The 2,255-nt window shown below is 45.5% G+C and carries 1 protein-coding gene and 1 pseudogene; one reads left to right on the top strand and one right to left on the bottom strand.

Features of this window, described 5'->3' with window-relative positions; translation table 11 throughout:
* Positions 1-1,617 (top strand): tRNA uridine-5-carboxymethylaminomethyl(34) synthesis enzyme MnmG (mnmG, locus tag GMD1S_RS11285; protein ID WP_000299919.1); only part of this gene is annotated, 1,617 nt, incomplete at its 5' end.
* 164 nt (positions 1,618-1,781) lie between these two features.
* Here mnmG and GMD1S_RS11290 read toward each other — a convergent pair.
* Positions 1,782-2,255, bottom strand: a pseudogene (locus GMD1S_RS11290) (ribonuclease J); the annotation flags it as partial.

Raw genomic sequence — 2,255 nt, forward strand, 5'->3', positions numbered from 1 at the left:
CAGGCTGACAAGGAGCTTTACTCTAAGGAGATGCGCAAGACAGTTGAAAATCAAGAGAATCTCACCCTTCGTCAAACCATGATTGATGAGATTTTGGTGGAAGATGGTAAGGTTGTCGGTGTGCGTACAGCTACCCATCAAGAATATGCTGCTAAGGCTGTTATCGTGACGACAGGGACTGCACTCCGTGGGGAAATCATCATCGGAGACCTCAAGTATTCGTCAGGTCCTAACCACAGTCTGGCTTCGATTAACCTTGCTGACAATCTCAAGGAACTGGGACTCGAAATTGGTCGTTTCAAGACAGGAACGCCTCCACGTGTCAAGGCTTCCTCTATCAATTACGATGTGACAGAGATTCAGCCAGGAGATGAAGCGCCAAATCACTTCTCCTACACTTCACGTGATGAGGACTATGTCAAGGACCAGGTGCCATGCTGGTTGACCTACACCAACGGTACCAGTCATGAGATTATCCAAAACAACCTCCACCGTGCGCCTATGTTCACAGGTGTGGTCAAGGGAGTTGGGCCTCGTTACTGTCCATCGATTGAGGACAAGATTGTACGCTTTGCGGACAAGGAACGCCACCAACTCTTCCTAGAGCCAGAAGGGCGCAATACAGAGGAAGTTTATGTCCAAGGACTTTCAACCAGTCTGCCTGAGGATGTCCAACGTGACTTGGTTCATTCCATCAAAGGTTTGGAAAATGCTGAGATGATGCGAACTGGTTATGCCATTGAGTATGACATGGTCTTGCCTCATCAGTTGCGTGCGACACTAGAAACCAAGAAAATCTCAGGACTTTTCACAGCTGGTCAGACAAATGGTACATCTGGTTACGAAGAAGCTGCTGGCCAAGGGATTATCGCGGGTATTAATGCGGCTCTGAAAATCCAAGGCAAGCCTGAATTGATTTTGAAGCGCAGTGACGGTTATATCGGGGTCATGATTGACGACTTGGTGACCAAGGGCACCATTGAACCTTACCGTCTCTTGACCAGTCGAGCTGAATACCGTCTCATCCTCCGTCATGACAATGCAGATATGCGTTTGACCGAGATGGGACGCGAGATTGGCCTTGTGGATGATGAACGTTGGGCTCGCTTTGAAATCAAGAAAAATCAATTTGACAATGAGATGAAGCGTCTAGACAGTATCAAACTAAAGCCGGTCAAAGAAACCAATGCCAAGGTTGAGGAGATGGGCTTCAAGCCGTTGACAGATGCAGTGACAGCCAAAGAATTTCTCCGTCGACCAGAAGTTTCTTACCAAGATGTAGTGGCCTTCATCGGGCCAGCTGCTGAGGATTTGGATGACAAGATTATCGAATTAATTGAAACAGAAATCAAGTACGAAGGATATATTTCCAAAGCTATGGACCAGGTTGCCAAGATGAAACGCATGGAAGAAAAACGCATTCCAGCCAATATTGACTGGGATGATATTGATTCCATCGCAACAGAAGCTCGCCAGAAGTTCAAACTCATCAATCCAGAAACCATCGGCCAAGCAAGCCGTATTTCGGGAGTAAATCCAGCAGATATTTCTATTTTGATGGTGTATCTGGAAGGTAAAAATCGTAGTATTTCTAAAACTCTTCAAAAATCAAAATGATACGTCGTCGGCTTCAGCTCACCTAACTTAAGTTATGCTTTCGCCTAGCCTTCTAGTCTGATTTCGATTTTTATTGAGTTTCAATCTCAAAAGAAAGCATAGAAAAAACAGCTCCGAAGACGGGGCTGTTTTTTTGACTTATATTCAATGAAAATCAAAGAGTATTATTCTTCATCTGGTGTGAGGATCATAGGGATAATAATCGGTTCACGTTCGGTATTTTCATAGAGGAAAGGACGAATGGCGTTGACAATGGCGCCATTGACAGATTGCACGCTAGCATCTTTGTTCTTCAGTGCGATACGAATTGCATTGAAGAGGATGCGCTGGCTTTGGCGAATCAAGTCTCCAGATTCTCTCATGTAGACAAAGCCGCGGCTGAGAATATCTGGACCAGACAAGATCATTTTAGACTTGAAGTCAACAGTTGCGACTGCTAGAACGACACCATCTTCAGATAGATCTCTACGATCTTTGAGGACGGCTGCACCGATTTCACCGATACGATTTCCATCAACATAGATGTCTTGGGCGTTGAAATGCCCAGCGATACGAGCAGAATCTGCAGTAAGGGCAAGGACATCACCATTGCTCATGATAAAGATATTGTCCTTCTCGACACCCGTATCCACCGCTAG

Source organism: Streptococcus sp. GMD1S (assembly GCF_000296875.1).
GTDB lineage: Bacteria > Bacillota > Bacilli > Lactobacillales > Streptococcaceae > Streptococcus.